This window comes from Streptomyces sp. NPDC003456 (assembly GCF_042878735.1).
Lineage (GTDB): Bacteria > Actinomycetota > Actinomycetes > Streptomycetales > Streptomycetaceae > Streptomyces.
Genome location: NZ_JBIAOK010000003.1, coordinates 873,330 through 893,008 on the forward strand (window position 1 = coordinate 873,330; position 19,679 = coordinate 893,008).

15 protein-coding genes are annotated in these 19,679 nt (G+C 74.0%); 4 read left to right on the forward strand and 11 right to left on the reverse strand.

The genetic code is table 11. From position 1 onward, the window contains the following. Window positions 1-139 precede the first annotated feature (139 nt). Window positions 140-1,612 (forward strand): regulator, encoded by a 1,473-nt coding sequence (locus tag ACFYWG_RS14865; RefSeq protein WP_376323574.1) that lies wholly within the window; start codon window positions 140-142, stop codon window positions 1,610-1,612. 64 nt (window positions 1,613-1,676) lie between these two features. On the opposite strand, the gene ACFYWG_RS14870 is transcribed toward ACFYWG_RS14865, so the two are convergent. After that, complete coding sequence (locus ACFYWG_RS14870) at window positions 1,677-3,083, reverse strand: NAD(P)/FAD-dependent oxidoreductase (RefSeq protein ID WP_383505226.1); 1,407 nt, start codon at window positions 3,081-3,083, stop codon at window positions 1,677-1,679. Window positions 3,084-3,538: 455 nt separating this feature from the next. Further along, on the reverse strand, window positions 3,539-4,441 hold the full coding sequence (locus ACFYWG_RS14875; RefSeq protein ID WP_389201551.1) for a TIGR01777 family oxidoreductase: 903 nt from the start codon (window positions 4,439-4,441) through the stop codon (window positions 3,539-3,541). A gap of 71 nt (window positions 4,442-4,512) precedes the next feature. On the opposite strand from ACFYWG_RS14875, the gene ACFYWG_RS14880 reads away from it, so the two are divergent. Further along, window positions 4,513-5,010, forward strand: coding sequence for a GNAT family N-acetyltransferase (locus tag ACFYWG_RS14880; protein WP_383505222.1), 498 nt, complete (start codon window positions 4,513-4,515; stop codon window positions 5,008-5,010). 16 nt (window positions 5,011-5,026) lie between these two features. On the opposite strand, the gene ACFYWG_RS14885 is transcribed toward ACFYWG_RS14880, so the two are convergent. Beyond that, window positions 5,027-6,211 (reverse strand): MarP family serine protease, encoded by a 1,185-nt coding sequence (locus ACFYWG_RS14885; protein ID WP_383505219.1) that lies wholly within the window; start codon window positions 6,209-6,211, stop codon window positions 5,027-5,029. A 257-nt stretch (window positions 6,212-6,468) separates the two neighbouring features. On the opposite strand from ACFYWG_RS14885, the gene ACFYWG_RS14890 reads away from it, so the two are divergent. Beyond that, complete coding sequence (locus ACFYWG_RS14890) at window positions 6,469-7,263, forward strand: peptidoglycan recognition protein (protein WP_385413475.1); 795 nt, start codon at window positions 6,469-6,471, stop codon at window positions 7,261-7,263. Window positions 7,264-7,304: 41 nt separating this feature from the next. Here the strand turns inward: ACFYWG_RS14890 and ACFYWG_RS14895 are convergent, their stop codons facing one another. From ACFYWG_RS14895 to ACFYWG_RS14925, 7 genes are all read right to left on the reverse strand, one after another. Further along, the gene (locus ACFYWG_RS14895) at window positions 7,305-7,823 is read right to left on the reverse strand and encodes a DUF4240 domain-containing protein (RefSeq protein ID WP_376323915.1); all 519 of its coding nucleotides are present in this window, start codon (window positions 7,821-7,823) and stop codon (window positions 7,305-7,307) included. A gap of 56 nt (window positions 7,824-7,879) precedes the next feature. After that, window positions 7,880-8,866, reverse strand: a complete 987-nt coding sequence (locus ACFYWG_RS14900) for a helix-turn-helix transcriptional regulator (protein WP_389201554.1) — start codon at window positions 8,864-8,866, stop codon at window positions 7,880-7,882. Between the two features lie 60 nt (window positions 8,867-8,926). After that, window positions 8,927-11,629 (reverse strand): pyruvate dehydrogenase (acetyl-transferring), homodimeric type, encoded by a 2,703-nt coding sequence (gene aceE / locus ACFYWG_RS14905; protein ID WP_389201556.1) that lies wholly within the window; start codon window positions 11,627-11,629, stop codon window positions 8,927-8,929. Between the two features lie 296 nt (window positions 11,630-11,925). After that, window positions 11,926-12,549 carry a GntR family transcriptional regulator gene (locus tag ACFYWG_RS14910; protein WP_376323587.1) on the reverse strand — a complete coding sequence of 208 codons (624 nt, stop codon included), beginning with the start codon at window positions 12,547-12,549 and terminating at the stop codon, window positions 11,926-11,928. A gap of 242 nt (window positions 12,550-12,791) precedes the next feature. Next, entirely contained in the window at window positions 12,792-14,624 is a 1,833-nt protein-coding gene (gene sucB, locus ACFYWG_RS14915) for a 2-oxoglutarate dehydrogenase, E2 component, dihydrolipoamide succinyltransferase (protein WP_385412909.1), read from the reverse strand. Window positions 14,625-14,686: 62 nt separating this feature from the next. Continuing rightward, a complete protein-coding gene (gene lpdA, locus ACFYWG_RS14920; protein ID WP_385412907.1) occupies window positions 14,687-16,075 on the reverse strand; it encodes a dihydrolipoyl dehydrogenase in 1,389 nt (462 codons plus the stop codon). Window positions 16,076-16,429: 354 nt separating this feature from the next. Then, window positions 16,430-17,950 carry a leucyl aminopeptidase gene (locus tag ACFYWG_RS14925; protein ID WP_389201559.1) on the reverse strand — a complete coding sequence of 507 codons (1,521 nt, stop codon included), beginning with the start codon at window positions 17,948-17,950 and terminating at the stop codon, window positions 16,430-16,432. Between the two features lie 315 nt (window positions 17,951-18,265). On the opposite strand from ACFYWG_RS14925, the gene ACFYWG_RS14930 reads away from it, so the two are divergent. Then, window positions 18,266-19,045 carry an endo alpha-1,4 polygalactosaminidase gene (locus tag ACFYWG_RS14930; protein WP_376323595.1) on the forward strand — a complete coding sequence of 260 codons (780 nt, stop codon included), beginning with the start codon at window positions 18,266-18,268 and terminating at the stop codon, window positions 19,043-19,045. On the opposite strand, the gene ACFYWG_RS14935 is transcribed toward ACFYWG_RS14930, so the two are convergent. Further along, window positions 19,005-19,616, reverse strand: coding sequence for an RDD family protein (locus ACFYWG_RS14935; protein WP_376323597.1), 612 nt, complete (start codon window positions 19,614-19,616; stop codon window positions 19,005-19,007). The two genes, ACFYWG_RS14930 and ACFYWG_RS14935, sit on opposite strands and share 41 nt — an antisense overlap. Window positions 19,617-19,679 lie beyond the last annotated feature (63 nt).

The window sequence follows — 19,679 nt, forward strand, 5'->3', positions numbered from 1 at the left end:
GATCGGATGAATGTCCGGGAAAATGTGTGATGGGTTGCTTACTCTCCGCTACATTCGCGCCGTCCAGCAAGGCGTCAGGCCAGCTCACAGGCAGTCCGCGCACATCACGAAGGCCGTAAGGCAGGAGACCGCACCGCAGATGACGGAACGACCCGCGCAGCGCACCCCCAACCGACAGCTCGCCGCGCTCATCGCAGAAGCGGGGTTCTCCAACGCGGGACTCGCCCGTCGCGTGGACCAGCTCGGTCTGGAACACGGGCTCGACCTGAGATACGACAAGACCTCCGTCACCCGGTGGCTGCGCGGCCAGCAGCCCCGGGGGACCACACCCGCCCTGATCGCCGAGGTGTTCACCCGCCGTCTGGGCCGCCGCCTCACCGCCCAGGACCTGGGCCTGGACGCCTGCGCCCCGGTCTACGCGGGGCTGGAGTTCGCCGCCACCCCCGAGGAGGCCGTCGACATCGTCAGCGGGCTGTGGCGCAAGGACTCCGGCAGCCACGCCGAGCTGCGCAAGATCGCCTTCACCCCGGCCGGGCTCGTCGTGCCCAGCCGCGACTGGCTGATCGGCCGCGCCGACGAGAAGGTGGCCCGGGGGGAACCCCACGGGGCCCGCATCCCCGCGCAGGGCCGTCCCGCCCTGCGGCTCCCCGCCGAGCAGGGCGTGCCGTCCCTGCCCCGCCAGCGCGGCGGGGCCGACCGCGGACCCGGCCAGAGGGTCACCGCCGGGGACATCGCCGCCCTGCGCTCGGTCGGCGAGCTCTTCCGCACCCTCGACGACGCCTACGGCGGCGGCCACGCCCGCCAGGCCCTCGTGCGCTACCTGGAGCACGAGTGCGAGCCCATGCTGCGCGGCACCTACGGCGAGCAGACCGGCCGCCGCCTGTTCGCCGCCGCCGCCGACCTGACCCGGCTCGCCGGCTGGACCTCGTACGACATCGCCGCGCACGGGCTCGCCCAGCGCTACTTCGTGCAGGCGCTGCGGCTCTCCCAGGCGGCCGGGGACCGGGCGTTCGGCGCGTACGTGCTGGTCACCATGAGCCGCCAGGCCGTCTACCTGGGGCACGGGCGGGAGGCGGTGCAGCTCGCGCGGGTGGCCCAGCAGGGCGTGGGCACCTCCGGGCCGCCCGTCGTGCAGGCCCTGCTGCACGCCTCCGAGGCGCGCGGGCACGGGGTGCTCGGCGAGGTCCGGGCCTGCACCGCGGCCCTGGTCCGCGCCGAGCGGGCCCTGGAGACGGCCCGGCCGGGGGACGACGTGCCGCACTGGGCGAGGTTCTTCGACGAGGCCCAGCTCGCCGACGAGTTCGGGCACTGCCACCGCGACCTGCAGCAGTTCCGCGCCGCCGCCCAGCACGCGGAGCGCTCGCTGCAGCTGCGGGCCCCGTCCTACGCCCGCAGCCGGCTGTTCTGCCGGGTCGTCCTGGCCACCGCCCGCCTGGGCCTGGGCGAGCTCGACCAGGCGTGCCAGCTGGCCGCGGAGGCCGCAGGCCAGGCCGCCGAGATGCGCTCGGTGCGGGCGGTGGAGTACGTACGCGACTTCGAGCGGCGGCTGGAGCCCTACAAGGACGCGGCCCCGGTGCGGACCTACCGTGACAAGGTGGCCGCCCTCGGCTGACGCGGCCCGGGGACGCGGGGAACCGCGCGACCGGCCCCCGCATCCCTCTTACCCGGCGAGCGGTTCAGGCCGCCCGCGGAACGGTCGGCAGCGGATCGGCGGCGTGCATCGACCGCCCCGCCCCCAGGTCCGCCAGAATCGCCGCGGACGCCCGGTGCCCGGAGTGCAGAGCGCCCTGGACGGTGCTGGTGTCCCGGTGGTCCCCGCACACGTACAGCCCCGCCAGCAGCCGCACCGGCCGCCGCAGATCGTGCGGCGGCCGCATCGCGGGCACCGCCTCGGCCGTCTGGTGCACCGCCAGCGTCTCCCACCGGGCCGTCGACGTCCCGTACAGCCGCGCCAGGTGCATGCGCACGGCCGTGTCGACGTCGCCCGGCGGCCGGCCCAGCACCGTCGACGACACCAGGGCCCGCCCCGCCGGAGCGCGGGACGGATCGACCTGGCTGAGGACCGCCGTGTGGGCCACCGGGCCGCCGAGGTCCGCGTCGAGCAGCAGGGACGCCCCCGTCCCGGGCGGCTCGTCGGTGGTGTGGTGCACCACCGTCACCGGGTGGAACTCCGGCACCCGCAACCCGGGCAGCAGTACGGCGGCGGCCCGGGCGTCCGTCGCCACCAGCACCGCCCGGCAGCGGATCACCCCGTGCTCGGCGGTGGTCACCGCGGTCGTGGAGACGGAGGTGACGCGCACGCCGGTGCGCACCGACCCCGCCGGCAGGGTCCGCGCCAGCAGCTCCGGAAGGGCCTCCGACCCGCCCTCCGGCACGCACAGCCGGCCGCCGGCGAAGGCGCGCAGCGCGAGGTCGGCACACCGGCTCGACGTCGTCAGGTCCGGGTCGCACAGCAGGGCCGCGAGCAGCGGGCGCAGGAAGCCGTCGATGGTCCGCGAGGGCAGCCCCCGGGCGGCGAGGGCCTGGCCGGCGGGCAACTCCGGGCGGGCCAGCAGCCGTTCGGCGGGGGTACCGGCCAGCCGGGTCAGGGCCGCGCCGAGGCGGGCCTGGTCGACCGCCGTGCCGAGCGGGGCGCCGGACCGGCTGCGGGGCACCGAGACCTGCCGCCCGGGCACGGCCACGGGCCTGCGGGAGACCCGGGGGGCGGACGGCGACCGGGGCGCACTCGCCAGCGCACGGACCGCGTGCAGTGCGCCTCGTGCACCCCCTGCGCCGGGCTGGACGCCCGCGCGGTGATGGCGTCCGTCGCCGTGCAGCAGGACGCCCGGGGCGAAGGGGCGCAGCACGAGCCCGCCCAGCCCCGGGGTCCGGTGTAGTTCGGGATACGCCGTGGACAGCAACTGGCCGACCCGGTCGAGCCGGAATCCGTCGACCTTCTCCGTCGCCATCCGGCCGCCGACCTGATGGGCGGCCTCCAGGACCATGGTGGTCACTCCTGCGCTGGTCAGCCGATGCGCGGCCGAGAGGCCGGCGACCCCGGCCCCCACGACGACCACGTCCGCCTGGTACGCGGGCTCAAGCACGTGCCCCTCCTCGAGGTTGCGCGGGCGCTGGAGACGTCATGCCCTCAACAGGCCCCAGGGATACGCGAGTTCCGGTCGAGCGTAGGGCTGTGATCGGTCAGAGGGAGTCGCGCATCGACAGGGCACGGTCGCACAGCGGTCGCATACGGACACCGTGTGGGCATGAAGGGGCCGCGGGGGACTGGTGTGCGGCCAGGGAGACGCGTCCGGGAGGGACCGGTGCGCGAGGCGGACAGGGGCGCCCGCGGTTCGGGCGCGGCGTGCGGCCGAGGCACCCCGCGCCGCCGGCGTGCGGCGCGGGGCGTGGTCCGTGGTCCGTGGGACCGGTGTGCGTGGGGGAGGGGCCCGCCGGGGCGGCTGCGTTCCGCGGAGAAGGGCCCCGCGGCCGGCGTGCGGTGCGGGGCGTGGGTCCGTGGGGCCGGTGAACGGCGGGCGAGGGGGCGGACCTCAAGGGCTCACAGCGCCGCGCGGATCGCTCCCTCGATGTCCGGGAACGCGAAGCGGAAGCCCGACTCCAGCAGGCGCGCCGGCACGACGCGGGCGCTGCCGAGGACGTCCCCGGCCATCTCGCCGAGCACCGACCGCAGGACGGGCGCGGGCACGGCGAACACCGTCGGCCGGCGCAGCACCCGCCCCATCGCCTCGGTGATCTCACTGTTCGTCAGGGGGTTCGGGGCGGTGAGGTTGAACGGACCGGACAGGCCGTCGGTGTCGAGGATGTGCCGGATCGCCGCGACCTCGTCGTGCAGCGCGACGAACGACCAGTACTGCCGGCCGTCGCCCATGCGCCCGCCCAGCCCGGCCCGGAACAGCGGGAACAACCGCCCCCACGCGCCCCCTTCGCGGGAGACGACGAGCCCGGTCCGGGTGAACGCGGTGCGGACACCGGCCTCCTGGGCGGGCGCGGCGGCCCCCTCCCACTCCACGCACACCTCGGGCAGGAAGCCCGAGCCCGCCGGCGCGCTCTCGTCGACGGCCCGGTCCCCGGTCTCGCCGTAGTAGCCGATGGCGCTGCCGTTCACGAAGACCCGCGGCCGGTCCGCGTCGTCCAGCGAGGCCACCGCCCGCGCGAGCGCGGCCGTGCCGTTGACCCTGCTGTCGCGGATCCGCTGCTTGTAGGCGTCCGTCCAGCGCCGGTCGCCGACCCCGGCGCCCGCCAGGTTGACCACCGCGTCGCACCCGGCGAGCCCCGCTTCGTCCACGCGCCCGCCCTCCGGGTCCCAGCGGACCTCGTCCGCGCCCCGCGGCTCCCGGCGCACCAGGCGCACCACCTCGTGCCCGTCCGAGGCCAGCGACCGCACCAGGGCGCCGCCGATGAGACCGGACGCGCCGGCCACTGCGATACGTGAGCGTTCCATGCCCCCATCCTGCCCGCAGCCCCCGCGAATTCACTGTCGGACCACGGGCACCGCCGCCTAGGGTGACGCCCATGCCCAACCATCCCGACGTGCGCGTCCGCGTCGCCGTCCCCGAGGACGAGGCGGAACTGGCCCTGCTGGACCGGCGCGCCTGGTCGCCCCTGCACGCCGTGACGCCGCGGCCGCAGCCGCCCCACCCGCCGTTCTTCAGCGACCGGCATCCCCCGCAGGACTGCCTCGTCGCCGAGGACGGCGGCCGCCTGGCCGGCTACACGCACCTCGGCTCTCCCACGCCCGTCCTGGCCAACCGGCACGTGCTCCAGATCCAGGGCCTCGCCGTGGCGGAGGAGTCACGCGGCCGCGGGGCCGGCCGGGCCCTGCTCCGGGCCGCCGTCGAGGAGGCCCGGCGGCGCGGTGCCCGGCGCCTGACCCTGCGGGTCCTCGGCCACAACACGCCGGCGCGCAAGCTCTACGAGTCCGAGGGCTTCGCGGTGGAGGGCGTCCTGCCCGAGGAGTTCCTCATCGACGGCCGGTACGTCGACGACGTCCTCATGGGGCGCTTCCTGTGAAGCGCACCCGGCGGGCTCACGACGCGGTGGGCTCCCCGGTGTCCACCGGCGCCGTCGCCCGCGCCGCGCGTTCGGCGTCCGGGGCGACCTCGCCGGCCGTCAGCACGTACCCCGTCTCGGCGTCCGAGGTGGAACGGGCGAAGACCACGCCGAACACCCGGCCGTCCGTGGTGAGCAGCGGCCCGCCGGAGTTGCCCGGGCGGACCGTGGAGCGGATCGAGTAGATCTCGCGCACGGCCGTCCGCTCGTTGTAGATGTCCTGGCCCGTCGCCCGCACCCGGTTCGCGACCGTGGCCGCCTGGAGGTCCAGGTCGCCGTCCTGCGGATAGCCCGCCACGACCGCGGCGTCACCGCGCCGGGCGTCGTCGTCGAAGCGCAGCACCGGCGCCCGCAGCTCCGGCACGTACAGCACGGCCACGTCCTTCTCCGGGTCGAAGAGCACCACCCGGGCCCCGTACGTGCGCCCGACGCCGCCGATCTGCACGGTCGGCTCGTCGATGCCGGCCACCACATGGGCGTTGGTCATCACACGCCGGGGCGCGTACACGAACCCGCTGCCCTCGCGCCCCTGGGTGCCCGCCACGCCCTCCACCTTCACCGTGCTGCGCTGGGCGGCACGCGTGGCGGCCCGTGTCACGCTGTCGCCGGTGGGCTCGGCGACCTCCGCCGCCGACTCGCTCTCGAACGGGTTGAACACCTGCGGGAAGCCCGCCTGGGTCAGGGCGGAGGTGGCCTCCGAGAACCAGGCCGGGGTCGTGTCCGGCATCGTCCGCTGCACGGCGCCCAGCAGCCGCGAGTCGCGGATCGCCGAGGTGACCGTCGGCGAGGAGGAGGCGCCCAGGACGCTCGCGGCCACCCACGCCACGATCAGCACCGCCACCGCGTTGGCCACGGCCCCGCCCACCCCGTCCGCCACCCTGAGCGGCCCGCGCTCCAGCTCCCGACGGAGCCGCAGCGCCAGCCGGCCCGCCAGCTCGTGCACCAGCACCGCCGGCAGCAGCACCGTGAGCACCGCCGTCAGCGTCGCCCGGGTCGTGCCCGGCTCGACCAGGTCCATCACCCACGGCAGGATCCACACGCCGACGACCGCGCCGCCGACGAACCCCGCCAGGGACACGCAGCCGGCCACCAGGCCGCGCCGGTACCCCGACGCCGCATAGGCCAGGACGACCAGCAACAGCAGGATGTCGAGCAGGTCCACGCAACGCCGCCTCTCTCCGGGAACCACTGGTACGTGCGGGAACGCCCCGTTGATCAGTCGCACGAGCGGGACGGCCGGGACCGGCGCCGCGCGGTGCACCAGGAAAAACGTCGCGGACCGTGACGATGGTTCCACCAGGTGGCACATCACACATCGCGGACCGGGCGGAACAGCCCGACAGTGGGACCATGCGTGCCTTCCGAGCCCGGCCAGGGACGCGCCGGCACCGCGCCGCCGGGACGCCCGGCGGGGCGGGGATGCCGCGCGCGGCCCGGGTGCTGCTCGGCTGCCTTCCGGGCACCGCCGCCGTCGTGGCCCTGGTGCTGTGCGCGCACGGTGTCGAGAACGCCGCCGAGGAGGACGCCCGCGCGGCCGCGCAGCGGCCCGCCGCCGCCCCCTGGGCCGCCCCGCGCCCGTCCATCGTGCCGCGCTCGCGGTGGCTGGACGGGTCCGCCCCCAAGCAGCCGCGCCCCCGCTACGACGACCGGGTCGCGGCCGTCTTCGTCCACCACACCGACTCGCCCAACGGCTACGACTGCGCCGACGCGCCCCGCATCATCCGCGACGTCTACACCGGCCAGCGCGGCACCCGCGACTGGGACGACATCGGCTACAACTTCGTCGTCGACCGCTGCGGCACCATCTACGAGGGCCGCGCCGGGGGCGTCGAACGGGCCGTCACCGGCGCCCACACCCAGGGCTTCAACCACCGCACCTCCGGCGTCGCCGCCCTCGGCACCTTCACCGAGGGCATGCCCGTGCCGGAGCCGATGATCAGGTCCATCGCCGCGGTGGCCGCCTGGAAGCTCGGCCTGACCGGCACCGACCCGCGCTCCCGGGTCCGCCTGGTCTCCAGCAACGGCCTGAGCCGGTACGCCGCCGGCACCACCGCCACCCTGCCCGCCCTGGCCGGCCACAACGACGGCTACATGACCAGCTGCCCCGGCGCCGCACTGCACGCCCGCCTTCCGCAGATCCGCGACATGGCGGCCCGGATGCAGGGCAGGCCGGCCGCGACGCAGGAAGGCCGCAGCCGCCGCGCGGCGTCCTGAGCCCCCCGGCCCGCCGCCCACAACCCGATGTCGGGCGCCGGTCAGTCCCGGAACCGCTCCCAAAGCCGGGGGTAGCGCTCGGCCAGCAGCCGCTCGTTCTCGAAGTCCAGGGGCGTGCCCTCCGGCTCCGGGGGCGGCGGGGCGATCTCCAGATCGGGGGCCACCGCGCCGGTGAGCTGCTCGTACGCCTCGTCCGCCGCGTAGCCGAGGTCCTCCCCGTCGCCGTCGATCTCCTCGTCGAAGTCGTCCAGCAGGTCGGCGAGCGCGTCCGGGTCGTGCAGCGCGCCCTCGAACACCTCCCGGCCCTGGCCGATCAGCCAGCAGCGGAAGAAGTCGAAGGCGTCGTCGCTGGCCCCGTCCAGCAGCACCCAGGCCGCGCCCCACAGGTCCCAGCGGTAGGCACGGTTGTAGCGGGACTCGAAGTGACGGGCGAAGTCCAGGACCGAGTCCGGGTCCAGCCGGGCGAGGCGCTCCACGAGCAGGTCCGCCTGCTCCTCCGGGTCGCCCTCGGCGGCCTCCCGGGCGTCGTCCACCAGCTCCCAGAACTCCGTCTCGTCCATCACGGGTCAAGCATCGGCCCTGGGGGACAGGGGCGCACCCGGAGTGGGCGGGATCGTTATGCGCCGCCGGTCCGCCCGTACAGGCGCGCCAGCCGCGCCGCGTCCGCGGCGAACCGCTCGCGCAGCCCCACCGGTTCCAGCACCTCCACCTCGGGCCCCAGCGACGCGAGCTGGGCGTGCGCCACCTCCTCGGACTCCACCGGCAGCTCCACCCGCACCCAGCCCTCACCGTCCGCCGCGCCCGCCCCGGCCAGGGCCTCCCGGGCGAGGACCGGATCGAGGGCGTACGGCAGGGCCCGGACACCGTCCGGGGACAGCCGGACCACCACCCGCGCCCGCAGGATCGACCGCGCGAACTGCTCGGCCCGCTCCTCCCAGAACCCCGGCAGGTCGAACTCCGGCTCCCGCTCGAAGCGCTCCTCACCCGCCGCCACCGCCGTGAACCGGTCGATCCGGTACACCCGGAAGGAGGCGCCCCCGGCCACCCGCGCGCACAGGTACCACACGCCCGCCTTCAGCACGAGCCCGTACGGCTCCAGCTCCCGGACCACCTCGTCCTCGCCGCGCCGGTACTGGGCGGTGATCCGCCGGTCGTCCCAGACGGCGTCCGCGACCGCCGGCAGCAGCGCGGGGGTCCTCGGCTCCTTGAACCAGTTCGGCGCGTCCAGGTGGAAGCGCTGCGCCGCCGTCCGGGAGGCGTCCCGCAGGGACGGCAGCAGGGCGGCCGACACCTTCAGCCGGGCCGCCGAGGCCGCGTCCTCCAGGCCCATCTCGCGCAGCGCCCCCGGCACCCCGGACAGGAACAGGGCCTCCGCCTCGCCGCGGTGCAACCCGGTCAGTCGCGTCCGGTACCCGCCGACCAGCCGGTAGCCGCCGGCCCGGCCGCGGTCCGCGTAGACCGGCACGCCCGCCTCCGACAGCGCCTGCGCGTCGCGGGTCACCGTCCGCTCCGAGACCTCCAGCTCCCGGGCGAGCTCGGCGGCCGTCATCGAGGGCCGTGACTGGAGCAGCAGCACCATCTTGATCAGCCGGGCAGCACGCATGCCCACATCATGCAGCAGGCCCCCGCCGCAGCGGGGGCCTGCCGTCGACGGTGACGGTCCTCACAGACCGTACGTGTCGCGCGCTTCCTTCACGGCCGTCGCCTTGACCTCGCCGCGCCGGGCCAGCTGGGCCAGGGCCGCCACGACGATCGACTCGGCGTCGACGCCGAAGTGGCGGCGGGCCGCCTCGCGGGTGTCCGACAGGCCGAAGCCGTCGGCGCCCAGCGAGGACCAGTCCTGCTCCACCCACTGCGCGATCTGGTCCGGGACCTGGCGCATGTAGTCGGAGACCGCCAGCACCGGGCCCTCGGCACCCTGCAGCGCCCGCCGCACGAACGGCACCCGCTCCTCGCCGCGCAGCAGCGCCTCGTCCGCCTCCAGGGCGTCCCGGCGCAGCTCGCTCCAGGACGTCGCCGACCACACGTCGGCCGCCACGCCCCACTCGTCGGCCAGCAGCCGCTGCGCCTTGAGCGCCCAGTGGATGGCCGTGCCGGAGCCGAGCAGCTGGATCCGCGGGGCGTTCGCCGGCACGGTCACACCCGCCGACTCCGCCGTGTTGAAGCGGTACAGGCCCTTGACGATGCCCTCGTCGATGCCGGCGACGGACGGCTTCGCCGGCTGCGGCAGCGGCTCGTTGTAGACGGTCAGGTAGTAGAAGACGTCCTGGTCCTCGCCCGGGGCGGCCTCGCCGTACATCCGGCGCAGACCCTCCTTGACGATGGCCGCGACCTCGTAGGCGAACGCCGGGTCGTACGTCAGGGCCGCCGGGTTGGTCGCGGCGATGACGGGGGAGTGGCCGTCGGCGTGCTGCAGGCCCTCACCGGTGAGCGTGGTGCGGCCGGCCGTGGCGCCGACGAGGAAGCCGCGGCCGAGCTGGTCGCCGAGCTGCCACATCTGGTCGGCCGTGCGCTGCCAGCCGAACATCGAGTAGAAGATGTAGAACGGGATCATCGCCTCGCCGTGCGTCGCGTACGACGTCGAAGCGGCGATGAAGTCGGCCATCGAACCGGCCTCGGTGATCCCCTCGTTGAGGATCTGGCCGTTCTTGGCCTCCTTGTAGTACATCAGCTGGTCGCGGTCGACCGGCTCGTACGTCTGGCCCTTGGGCGAGTAGATGCCGAGCGAGGGGAAGAGCGACTCCATGCCGAAGGTGCGCGCCTCGTCGGGGACGATCGGCACCCAGCGCCTGCCGGTCTCCTTGTCGCGGACCAGGTCCTTGACCAGGCGGACGAACGCCATGGTGGTGGCCACGTTCTGCGAGCCGGAGCCCTTGTCGAAGGAGGCGAACGCCTTCTCCGCGGGGGCGGGCAGCGGCGCGACCGGGTGCACGCGCCGGGCCGGGGCCGGACCGCCGAGGGCGGCGCGCCGCTCCTGGAGGTAGCGGACCTCGGGGGAGTCGGCGCCGGGGTGGCCGTAGGGGACGACGCCGTCGACGAAGTCGCTGTCCTTGATCGGCAGGCCCAGCAGGTCGCGCATGTTCTTGAACTCGTCCACCGAGAGCTTCTTCATCTGGTGGTTGGCGTTCTTCGACGCGAAGCCCTCGCCGAGGGTGTGGCCCTTGACCGTCTGGGCCAGGATCACGGTCGGCGCGCCCTTGTGCTCGACGGCGGCCTTGTAGGCGGCGAAGACCTTGCGGGACTCGTGACCGCCGCGCGAGAGGTGGAAGCACTCGAGGATCTTGTCGTCGCTCAGCAGCTTCGCCATCTCCGCCAGAGCCGGGTCGGCGCCGAAGAAGTCCTGGCGGATGTAGGCCGCGTCGCGCGTCTGGTACGTCTGGATCTGCGCGTCCGGTACCTGGCGCAGGCGGCGTACGAGCGCGCCGGTGGTGTCGAGCTGGAACAGCTCGTCCCAGGCGGTGCCCCACAGCGTCTTGACGACGTTCCAGCCGGCGCCGCGGAACTGGGCCTCCAGCTCCTGCACGATCTTGAAGTTGGCGCGGACCGGGCCGTCCAGGCGCTGCAGGTTGCAGTTGATGACGAAGGTGAGGTTGTCCAGCTCCTCACGGGCCGCGAGCGCCAGGGCCGCCGTCGACTCGGGCTCGTCCATCTCGCCGTCGCCGAGGAACGCCCACACGTGCGAGGCGGAGGTGTCCTTGATGCCGCGGTTGGCCAGGTAGCGGTTGAAGCGCGCCTGGTAGATGGCCGACAGCGGGCCGAGGCCCATGGAGACCGTCGGGAACTCCCACAGCCAGGGCAGGCGGCGCGGGTGCGGGTAGGAGGGCAGGCCGTCGCCGCCCGACTCGCGGCGGAAGTTGTCGAGCTGCTGCTCGCTCAGCCGGCCGTCGAGGAACGCGCGGGCATAGATGCCGGGGGAGGCGTGGCCCTGGATGTAGAGCTGGTCGCCGGAGCCGTCGGCCTCTTTGCCCTTGAAGAAGTGGTTGAAGCCGGTCTCGTAGAGCCAGGCCGCGGAGGCGAAGGTGGCGATGTGGCCGCCGACGCCGTACTTGCTGCCGCGGGTCACCATCGCGGCCGCGTTCCAGCGGTTCCACGCGGTGATCCGCTGCTCCATCGCCTCGTCACCGGGCACGTCCGGCTCGGCGGAGGTGGGGATGGAGTTGACGTAGTCGGTCTCGAGGAGCTTCGGCAGCGCGATGCCGGCGCCCTCGGCGCGCTCCAGCGTGCGGCGCATCAGGTACGCGGCACGGTGCGGCCCGGCTGCCTTGGCGACCGCGTCCAGGGAGGCCTGCCATTCGGCGGTCTCCTCCGGGTCCCGGTCGGGGAGCTGGTCGAGCTCGCTCGGCTGGATGGCGTTGGGGTCGGTCATGTCGCCGCCTTCCTCAGTCGAAGGGGGTTCCCTCACGTAAGGGGGATCGGGGGTGCCCTTGGTCTTTGGCAGGACAGGGCGGGTGGGGCTCGGGTGCGGTAGCACCGTGCGGCTCGGCCGCGTGGGCCCGTCGGCGACTGTAACTCCCTGATCGATGATCGATCAAAGGGTTGAGGGCCAAAACCTCTTGATCACGAGAAAGTAGGCACGCGGTGCCTTCGACTGTGGCACGCGGTGACGGCTTCCGGCCTGGTTTTCGCAGGTCGCGGGCGTATGAGCGGGGGTGCGCTCGGGTGTCAGGCCCGGGGTGCGCAGCCGAGGACGTGGGCCTTGACCAGCTCCGCGATCCGGGGGTCCCGCCGCTTGAAGGCGGCGACCAGCTCCTCGTGCTCCTCGGCGTACGACTGCTGGCGGGTGCCCAGCCAGCGGATCGACAGGGCCGTGAACACCTCGATGCCCAGGCCCTCCCAGGTGTGCAGCAGGACCGAGTTGCCGGCGGCGCGGACCAGCTCGCGGTGGAAGGCGACGGTGTGGCGGACCTGGGCCGTGCCGTCGGACCTGCGGTCGGCGTCGTACAGGGCGCTGACGTGCGGCTCCAGCGCCGAGCAGTCCTCCGCGAGGCCCGGGGCGGCGAGCTCGGCGGCGATCGCCTCCAGGCCGGCGCGCACCGGGTAGCTCTCCTCCAGGTCGGCGGCCGTCAGGTTGCGCACGCGCACGCCCTTGTTCGGGGCGGACTCGATCAGGCGCAGCGACTCCAGCTCGCGCAGGGCCTCGCGGACCGGGGTCTGGCTGACCTCCAGCTCCGTGGCGATCCGCCGCTCGACGATCCGCTCGCCCGGCTGCCAGCGCCCGCTGATGATCCCTTCCAGGATGTGCTCGCGGATCTGTTCGCGCAGCGAGTGGACGACGGGCGCGGTCATGAGGGCTCCTCGGTCGGGATCGACGCTTAGACAATACGGCCGGTTCGCTCCGCGGGTGGGGCAGGCGGGGGTGTCCTGGTGCAGGTGAGACGAGGCGCACACGGGGTGTGCGGCGCGTGTGAGGCCGGGCCGGCGGTCGGGGGGCGGCTGAGGGCCGTTCGCGGCTCCCCGCGCCCCTCGGGCAGCACGGTGCCCCGTCCGGAAGATCCGGACGGGGCACCGTACAGCCGTGGAACCGAAGGTCAGAGGCCGAGCTCGACCTCGAACTCGCCGGCCTCCAGGATGGCCTTGACCGCCGTCAGGTAGCGGGCGGCGTCGGCACCGTCCACCAGGCGGTGGTCGTAGGACAGCGTCAGGTACGTCATGTCCCGGACGCCGATGACCGGGCCGTCCTCGGTGTCGATCACGGCGGGGCGCTTGACCGTGGCACCGATGCCGAGGATCGCGACCTGGCCCGGCGGCACGATGATCGTGTCGAAGAGCGCGCCGCGCGAACCGGTGTTGGAGATGGTGAAGGTCGCGCCGGACAGCTCGTCCGGGGTGATCTTGCTGGCGCGGACCTTGCCCGCCAGGTCGGCCGTGGCCTTGGCGATACCGGCGAGGTTGAGGTCACCGGCGTTCTTGATGACCGGGGTCATCAGGCCCTTCTCGGAGTCCACCGCGATACCGATGTTCTCGGTGTCGAAGTAGGTGATGGTCCCCTCGGCCTCGTTGATCCGGGCGTTGATCGGCGCGTGCGCCTTCAGCGCCTGGGCGGCGGCCTTGACGAAGAACGGCATCGGGGAGAGCTTGACGCCCTCGCGGGCCGCGAACGCGTCCTTGGCGCGGGCGCGCAGCTTCATCAGGCGGGTGACGTCGACCTCGACGACCGAGGACAGCTGGGCCTGCTCGTGCAGGGCCTTGACCATGTTGTCGCCGATGACCTTGCGGATGCGCGGCATCTTGACGGTCTGGCCGCGCAGCGGGGAGGCCTCCAGCGCCGGGGCCTTCTTCGCGGCCGACGGGGCGGCAGCGGCGGGGGCCGGGGCGGTGGCGGCGCTCTTCGCGGCCTCGGCGGCGGCGACGACGTCCTGCTTGCGGATGCGGCCGCCGACGCCGGTGCCCTTGACGGTCGCCAGGTCGACGCCCTGCTCGGCGGCGAGCTTGCGCACCAGCGGGGTGACGTAGGCGCCGTCGTCGGCCGGCTTGGCGGCGGCCGGGGCCTGGGCCGGAGCCGGGGCGGGCGCGGGAGCGGACGGGACCGGCTCGGGAGCCGGGGTGGTCTGCTGCTGCGGGGCCGGCGCCGAGGGGGCCTGCGGAGCCGGAGCCGGCTGGGCCGGAGCCTGCGGGGCGGGGGCCTGCTGGGCCGGGGCGGGCTGCGCCGGGGCCGGGGCGGGCTCGGGCTGGGCCGGGGCGGCCGGGGCCTCCTGCGCGGGGGCGGCGGCCGGAGCGGCACCCGCCTCGCCGATGACGGCGAGCTTGGCGCCGACCTCGGCGGTCTCGTCCTCGCCCACGACGATCTCCAGCAGCGTGCCGGAGGCCGGGGCGGGGATCTCGGTGTCGACCTTGTCCGTCGACACCTCCAGCAGCGGCTCGTCGGCCTCGACCGTGTCGCCGACCGACTTCAGCCAGCGGGTGACGGTGCCCTCGGTGACGGACTCGCCGAGCGCGGGCAGGACGACGTCCGTGCCCTGGGCGGAGCCGCCGCCGGCCGCGGTGTCGGCGGTCGGGGCGGGCGCCGGGGCGGCCTGCTCGGTGGAGGGGGCGGCCGCGGCCGGCTCCGGGGCGGGCTCGGCGACCTGCTCGGCCTGCGGGGCCTGCTCGGCGGCCGGGGCCTCCTGGGCCGCGGGGGCGCCCGAGCCGTCGTCGATCAGCGCCAGCTCGGCGCCGACCTCGACGGTCTCGTCCTCGGCGACCTTGATGGAGGACAGCACGCCGGAGGCGGGCGAGGGGATCTCGGTGTCGACCTTGTCGGTGGAGACCTCGAGCAGCGGCTCGTCGGCCTCGACGCGCTCACCCTCGGCCTTCAGCCAGCGGGTGACGGTGCCCTCGGTGACGCTCTCGCCGAGCGCCGGAAGGGTTACGGAAACCGCCATGGTTTCGGTTGCTCCTTACGGAAAGTGCGGAAGTCTGTGTCGTCGCGTTCGTCGACCGAGGGTCAGTCGTGCGCGTGGAGGGGCTTGCCGGCCAGGGCCAGGTGGGCCTCGCCGAGCGCCTCGTTCTGCGTCGGGTGGGCGTGGATGAGCTGCGCGACCTCGGCGGGCAGCGCCTCCCAGTTGTAGATCAGCTGGGCTTCGCCGACCTGCTCGCCCATGCGGTCGCCGACCATGTGAACGCCGACGACGGCACCGTCCTTGACCTGGACGAGCTTGATCTCGCCCGCGGTGTTCAGGATCTTGCTCTTGCCGTTGCCCGCGAGGTTGTACTTCAGAGCGACGACCTTGTCCGCACCGTAGATCTCCTTGGCCTTGGCCTCGGTGATGCCGACGGAGGCGACCTCGGGGTGGCAGTACGTCACCCGCGGGACGCCGTCGTAGTCGATCGGGACGGTCTTCAGACCGGCCAGGCGCTCCGCCACCAGGATGCCCTCGGCGAAGCCGACGTGCGCGAGCTGGAGGGTCGGGACCAGGTCACCGACGGCGGAGATGGTCGGCACGTTCGTGCGCATGTACTCGTCGACCAGGACGTAGCCGCGGTCCATCGCGACGCCCTGCTCCTCGTAGCCCAGGCCCTGCGAGACCGGGCCGCGGCCGATGGCGACCAGCAGGATCTCGGCCTCGAACTGCTTGCCGTCGGCCAGGGTGACCCTGACGCCGTCCTGGGTGTACTCGGCCTTCTCGAAGAAGGTGCCCAGGTTGAACTTGATGCCGCGCTTGCGGAAGGCGCGCTCCAGCAGCTTGGAGGAGTTCTCGTCCTCGACCGGGACGAGGTGCTTCAGGCCCTCGACGATCGTGACCTCGGTGCCGAAGGACTTCCAGGCGGAGGCGAACTCGACGCCGATGACGCCGCCGCCCAGGATGATCGCGGACTTCGGCACGCGGTCCAGGACGAGGGCGTGGTCGGAGGAGATGATCCGGTTGCCGTCGATCTCCAGGCCCGGCAGCGACTTCGGCACGGAGCCGGTCGCGAGCAGGACGTGGCGGCCCTCCACGCGGCGGCCGTTGACGTCGACGGAGGTGGGGGAGGACAGCCGGCCCTCGCCCTCGATGTAGGTCACCTTGCGGGAGGCGACCAGTCCCTGCAGGCCCTTGTACAGGCCGGCGATCACGCCGTCCTTGTACTTGTGGACGCCCGCGATGTCGATGCCCTCGAAGGAGGCCTTCACGCCGAACTGCTCGCTCTCGCGGGCCTGGTCGGCGATCTCGCCCGCGTGCAGCAGGGCCTTGGTGGGGATGCATCCCCGGTGCAGGCAGGTGCCGCCGACCTTGTCCTTCTCGATCAGGGCGACGTCCAGGCCCAGCTGCGCCCCGCGCAGGGCCGCGGCGTAACCACCGCTGCCACCGCCGAGGATCACTAGGTCGAAAACGGTGCTGGCGTCGTTCGCCACGTCACGTCCTCCATGCATGTGCGCCGTGAGCCGGTCGCGACGACCGGCAGGCGGCTGGTGTCCGGCCGCTCGTTCTTCGGCCCTTCGGTGGGGCCCTGTCCTGCCGAGCCCCATCTTCGCACTTGTCGGCACACAAGGAGACGCCGGGCTGCGGTGTGAGACACCCCACGTTCAGGTGAGCCGCGCCCGGGGGCGCGGGGCTGTGCCCGATCCGCGGCTCCGCCGCGTGGGCGCGACCGGCTCCCGCGCGGGTCGGCGGGCTCTCGGCCCGCGAGGGGCGCGGGGAACTGCGCACACAGCCCCCACGCCCCGCATTCGCCGCAGAACCCGCGAGATCGGGCTCGCGGGCGGGACTCAGCCCAGATCGCCCGCGGCCGTCAGCTCCGCCAGCCGCACCAGCGTCCGCACGCCGCTGCCCGTGCCGCCCTTCGGCGTGTACCCGAACGGGCCGCCCTCGTTGAACGCCGGGCCCGCGATGTCGAGGTGGGCCCAGGTGATGCCCTCGCCCACGAACTCGCGCAGGAACAGACCGGCGACCAGGCCGCCGCCCATCCGCTCGCCCATGTTCGCGATGTCGGCCGTGGGCGAGTCCATGCCCTTGCGCAGGTGCTCCGGCAGCGGCATCGGCCACGCCGGCTCGCCGACCTCCTCCGCGGCCTCGTGCAGCGCCGAGCGGAACGCGTCGTCGTTGGCCATGATCCCGAAGGTCCGGTTGCCCAGCGCCAGCACCATCGCCCCGGTCAGCGTCGCCACGTCGACGATCGCGTCCGGCTTCTCCTGCGACGCGGCCCACAGCGCGTCGGCCAGCACCAGGCGGCCCTCCGCGTCCGTGTTGAGGACCTCGACGGTCTTGCCGCTGTACATGCGCAGCACGTCACCCGGACGGGTCGCCGACCCGGAGGGCATGTTCTCGGCGAGGGCCAGCCAGCCCGTGACGTTGACCTCCAGGCCGAGGCGCGCGGCGGCGACGACCGCGGCGAACACCGCGGCCGCGCCGCTCATGTCGCACTTCATCGTCTCGTTGTGGCCGGCCGGCTTCAGCGAGATGCCGCCCGAGTCGTAGGTGATGCCCTTGCCGACGAAGGCGAGGTGCTTCTTGGCCTTGGACGAGGTGTAGGACAGCTTGACCATGCGCGGACCGGACGCCGAGCCCGCCCCGACGCCGAGGATGCCGCCGTAGCCGCCCCTGACGAGGGCCTTCTCGTCGAGCACCTGCACCTTGATGCCGTGCTCCTTGGCCGCGGCCTGGGCGATCGCGGCGAACGCCTCGGGATTGAGGTCGTTCGGCGGGGTGTTGATCAGGTCGCGGGCGCGGTTCAGCTCCTCGGACACGGCGACGGCACGCTCGACGGCCGCCTTGTGCGCCCTGTCGCGGGACTTGCCGCCGAGCAGCGCGGCCTCGCCGAGCGGGGCCTTGCCGTTCCTGGCGTCCTTGCCGTTCTCCTTGTACGCGTCGAACGAGTACGCGCCGAGCAGCGCGCCCTCGCCGATCGCCTCGATGTCGGCGGCGTCGGTCAGCGGCAGGGCGAAGGCGGCCTTCTTGGCGCCGGCCAGGGCGCGGGCGGCGACACCGGCGGCCTTGCGCAGGGCCTCGGCGCCGTAGCCGGCGTCCTTCTCGGGCACCGCGCCCAGGCCCACCGCCAGCACGAGCGGCGCCTTGAAGCCGGACGGCGCCGGCAGCTTCGTCAGCTCGCCCTCGGCACCGGAGGCGCCGAGAGTCTCCAGGACGCCGGCGAGCCTGCCGTCGTACGCCTTGTCCACGGCCTCGGCGCCCGGCGCGACGACCGGTCCCTTGGCACCCTTGGCCACACCGATCACGATGGCGTCGGCCCGCAGACCGGGCGCCGCGGCGGTGCTGAGAGTGAGAGCAGTCACGGTGGTGAAATCTCGCTTCCGATGTGAAGTTGCGGTGGTCGAACGGTGTGGGTCGACCGGGCCCGACAGCCGACCCTATGCCGACCTCGGAGCCAGCTGTCCACGGGGCCTTCCCCGGTACGGCGAACACTCGACGACGAGACTACGCGCGTGGCCCGCCCGGCTCATGCCCACGGGCGTTCACCCGCCGGTGGCCCCTCGGTCATCTCCCGCACCCGGGAAGGGTGAACCCCGCCCGGCCGGGCGGGGGATGATCGGCGGGGCCATGCCCGTCCCGCCCCGAACCCGCCCCCGACCCGCCGCGGAGAACGCCTCGTGAGACGCCCGTCCCTGCTCCTGGTCCTGCTCGCCCTGCTGCTCGCGGGCTGCTCGCAGCCCCCGGACGACGAGCCCGGCCCGCGCTGGCAGCCCCGCCCGGGCACCGGCTGGCAGTGGCAGCTCAGCGGACGCCTGGACACCTCCGTCGACGTGCCGGTCTACGACATCGACGGCCACGACCACTCCGCGGACACGGTGTCCCGGCTGCACGACGACGGCCGCAAGGTCATCTGCTACCTCTCCACCGGCGCCTGGGAGGAGTTCCGGCCGGACGCGAAGCGGTTCCCCGCGTCCGTGCTCGGCCGCGGCAACGGCTGGAAGGGCGAGCGCTGGCTCGACATCCGCCGCACCGACGTCCTCGAACCGCTGATGGCGGCCCGTATCGACATGTGCCGCGACAAGGGCTTCGACGCCGTGGAGCCCGACAACATGGACGGCTACAGGAACGACACCGGCTTCCCCCTCACCGCCGCCGACCAGCTCCGCTACAACCGTCTGATCGCCCGCCTGGCCCACGACCGCGGCCTGGCCGTCGGGCTGAAGAACGACCTGGACCAGATCCCGCAGCTCGTCGGCGACTTCGACTTCGCCGTCAACGAGCAGTGCGCCCAGTACGGCGAGTGCGCCGCCCTGAAGCCGTTCGTCGACGCGGACAAGGCCGTCTTCCACGTCGAGTACGAGCTGCCCACCGGCCGCTTCTGCCCCGACTCCCGCCGCCTGAAGCTGAGTTCGCTGCTCAAGAAGTACGAACTGGGGCCGTGGCGACGGGCGTGCTGAGGCGGATGCCGGTGACCGTGGTGCCGGCCAGCCGGTCCGCGAGCGACCTGCGGCCGGGGGAGAGCACCGGCAGCGCGTTCAGCAGGAACAGCACCACGGCGACCGCCCACACCAGCACCGACAGCACGAGCTGCCCCTCGACCAGCAGCACGCAGGCCGCGGCGTACACGGCGACGTCCACCACCGTGGTGACGGCGGCCCGCCGCGCGGCCCGGACCCGGCCCGGCCCGCCGCCGGTGACCTTCAGCCCGGTCAGGGCCTTGCCCACCGTGCGCCCGGCCAGCGCCAGGCACGCCCACTGGTAGAGGAACACCGCCAGCACCAGCAGCCCGAAGGCCTGCTCCACGTAGAGCACCGACCTGTCCCACAGCGACAGCCCCAGGCCGGCGGAGGCGTCGACCACGTCGCCGCGCGAGGTCAGCAGGTCCCAGCCGCCCCGGGCGGCCAGCTCCGGCACGTCGGTGACCAGCGCCGAGACCCGGTGGAAGGTGAGCACCGCGAGCGCCGACGCCAGCGCCACCACCAGTGCGAAGTCCACGGACCAGGCCGCGGCGCGGCGCAGCTTCGGCATCGACGTCCCCCGATCGCTTGTGAGTTCAGGGCACGACGCTAGCCGCGGGAGCGCCGGGGGAGG